Origin of the sequence: Kribbella sp., assembly GCF_035655035.1 — a bacterium.
Taxonomy (GTDB): Bacteria; Actinomycetota; Actinomycetes; order Propionibacteriales; family Kribbellaceae; genus Kribbella.
Genome location: NZ_DASRVN010000409.1, coordinates 1 through 2,292, shown reverse-complemented (window position 1 = coordinate 2,292; position 2,292 = coordinate 1). Strand labels below are relative to the sequence as shown.

Sequence of the window (2,292 nt, the reverse complement as noted above, 5' to 3'; positions counted from 1 at the left end):
CAGGCCGCACGGGATCGCGAGTACGACGTACAGCAGCGGGAACACCTGGGCGAGCCAGCCGATCGCGCTTTCGGACACGCCGTACCGGGCGGCCGCGACGGTCGTGACGCCGGCGAAGTTCAGCCAGACCAGTTGGGTGGCCGCGCCGACCAGGGAGTAGCCGACGATCGCCGACCACCGACTCCGGATCTGCATGCGCGAACTGTACGCGCCCCGGCCGGGAATGCGGCGTACAAAGGAGGCATGGTCGATTGGGAGGGGCCGCTGACCGAGGCTTACGAGCGCGCGACGACGTACCTCGGCGGGCTGCCGGAGCGGCGGGTCGGGCCGCGCGCGAGCGCGGCGGAGTTGCGTGCGAAACTCGGCGGACCGCTGCCGGGTGGGCCGTCGGATCCGCGCGAGGTCGTCGCCCGGCTCGCGGCCGGGGTCGAGGACGGGCTGCTGGCGAGCGGGAGCGGACGGTTCTTCGGGTTCGTGTTCGGCGGCGCGACGCCGGCTTCGCTGGCCGCGGACTGGCTGACGACGGCCTGGGATCAGAACGCGGGGTTGTACGCCGCCTCGCCCGCGGCCGCCGTGATCGAGGACATCACCGCGGGGTGGCTGACCGAGCTGTTCGGGCTGCCAACGGGTACGTCGGTCGGGTTCGTCACGGGGGCGCAGATGGCGAACTTCACCGGGCTCGCCGCGGCACGGCACGAGGTACTGCGGCGCGCCGGACGGGATGTGGAGCGGCAGGGACTGATCGGGGCGCCGGCGGTCCGGGTGCTGGCGGGCGCCGAGCGGCACGACACGATCGACCGGGCGCTCAGGTTCCTGGGCCTCGGCACGGACTGCATCGTGCCGGTCGCCGTCGATGACCAGGGCCGGATGCGCCCGGACGCACTGGTCGAGGCGCTCCAGGACGACGCCACGGGCGCGTCGGGTGGGCGTGGGACGGGTCCGACGGTGGTCTGTACGCAGGTCGGTAACGTGAACACCGGGGCGTTCGATCCGCTGCGGGAGATTTGCGAGGTGGCGCGCGCGAACGGGGCGTGGGTGCATGTCGACGGTGCGTTCGGGCTCTGGGCCGCGGTCAGTTCACGACTCAGTCCTCTCCTGGACGGGGTCGACTTGGCCGACTCCTGGGCGACCGACGCGCACAAGTGGCTGAATGTGCCGTACGACTCCGGGTTGGTGCTCTGTGCGCATCCGGAGGCGCACCGCGCCGCGATGTCGATCCGCGCGTCGTACCTGATCCAGGACGAGATCGGCGAACGCGACCCGCTCGACTACAACCCGGAGTTCTCCCGGCGCGCCCGCGGGATCCCGGTGTACGCCGCCGTCCGTGCGCTCGGCCGTACCGGTATCGCGGAGATCGTCGATCGCTGCCACGCGATGGCCGCCCGGTTCGCGGACGCGCTCCGCGCCGGTGGCGCCGACATACTCAACGACGTCGTACTGAACCAGGTCCTGGTGCGATTCGGGAACGACGATGCAGTCACCCGCCGGGTGGTCGCCGAGGTCCAGCGCGACGGAACCTGCTGGATGTCCGGCACCACCTGGCAGGGCCGGGCCGCGATGCGCATCTCGGTCACCAACTGGACCACCGGCCGCGACGACATCGACCGCTCGGCAGAAGCCGTTCTCCGAGTGTTGCGGAAAGTTTCCTGATCGGTGGTGTCGATTTCCGCCGGGACGATCCTCGACTGGCTCAAGGGGGACTACGAACTCGGCCGGGGGCACGGGATGGCGCTGGTGCACGTGATCAAGAACGGCGCGCAGATCAGCGCCAAGCACGTGGGCACGAAGGGCTCGCACTCCGACCCGAGCGACGTTCTGTGGCTGGACGGGAAGGCAACGAACCCGGCGCTACTGTAGGCGGGTGGAATCGAAGAAATCGCCGCGCGACAAGTGGATCACCGTCTACGGCCGCAAGCCGGTGCTGGAGGCGTTGCACGATCCGAAGCTGTCGGTGGCGAAGGTCGTGCTCGCGGACAACGCGACCGGCCATTCGATGCAGGAGATCCTGCGGGCCGCGGAGCAGGACGGGACGCCGGTCGAGCGGGCGACGGCCAGCCGGGTGAAGTGGCTGGCCGGGAACGGCAAGCACGACCAGGGCGTGGTCGCGGACGTGAACGCGCCGCGGATGACGCCGCTGGAGGAGTTCGTCCGGGACCGCGGAAAGCGGCCGACAAACGTTTTCTTGCTCGACGGCGTGACCAACCCGGGGAACGTCGGGATGATCCTCCGGACCGCGACCGGCGCCGGGTTCGACGGCGTGATCCTGCCCCGGGCCGGTACGCCGCACGTCGG

Annotated in this window: 3 protein-coding genes and 1 pseudogene; 3 read left to right on the top strand and 1 reads right to left on the bottom strand. The window is 70.7% G+C overall.

Annotation, left to right across the window (positions count from 1 at the left end; translation table 11 throughout):
- A pseudogene (locus VFF46_RS22985) lies at positions 1-195 on the bottom strand (MFS transporter); the annotation flags it as partial.
- 48 nt (positions 196-243) lie between these two features.
- On the opposite strand from VFF46_RS22985, the gene VFF46_RS22980 reads away from it, so the two are divergent.
- From VFF46_RS22980 to VFF46_RS22970, 3 genes are all read left to right on the top strand, one after another.
- Positions 244-1,650: a pyridoxal phosphate-dependent decarboxylase family protein gene (locus VFF46_RS22980; protein WP_325039257.1), complete on the top strand. Its 1,407-nt coding sequence runs from the start codon at positions 244-246 to the stop codon at positions 1,648-1,650.
- A 3-nt stretch (positions 1,651-1,653) separates the two neighbouring features.
- The gene (locus VFF46_RS22975; RefSeq protein WP_325039256.1) at positions 1,654-1,857 is read left to right on the top strand and encodes a DUF4287 domain-containing protein; all 204 of its coding nucleotides are present in this window, start codon (positions 1,654-1,656) and stop codon (positions 1,855-1,857) included.
- A gap of 4 nt (positions 1,858-1,861) precedes the next feature.
- Positions 1,862-2,292: TrmH family RNA methyltransferase (locus VFF46_RS22970; RefSeq protein WP_325039255.1), on the top strand; the 431-nt coding region annotated here is incomplete at its 3' end.